This is a genomic window from Streptomyces sp. O3 (genome assembly GCF_054788135.1).
On the sequence record NZ_JBTVYK010000155.1, the window covers coordinates 1 to 341 of the forward strand.

General features: G+C 74.8%; 1 pseudogene. It reads left to right on the plus strand.

Going from position 1 to position 341, the window contains the following annotated elements:
• Positions 1-341 (plus strand): annotated as a pseudogene (locus ACX6XY_RS30135) (2-oxoacid:acceptor oxidoreductase subunit alpha); the annotation flags it as partial.

Below are 341 nucleotides of genomic sequence, written 5' to 3' on the forward strand. Positions count from 1 at the left end.
GTGCGGACCTTCCAGGCCGAGGACGAGATCGCGGGCATCGGCGCCGCGCTGGGGGCGGCGTTCGGCGGCTCGCTGGCGGTGACGACGACGTCCGGGCCGGGGGTGGCGCTCAAGTCGGAGACGGTGGGGCTCGCGGTGTCGCTGGAGCTGCCGCTGCTGGTGGTGGACATCCAGCGCGGCGGCCCGTCCACCGGGCTGCCGACCAAGACCGAGCAGGCGGATCTGCTGCAGGCGATGTTCGGCCGCAACGGTGAGGCGCCGGTGCCGGTGATCGCCCCGAAGACGCCGGCGGACTGCTTCGACGCGGCCCTGGAGGCGGCCCGGATCGCGGTCACCTACCG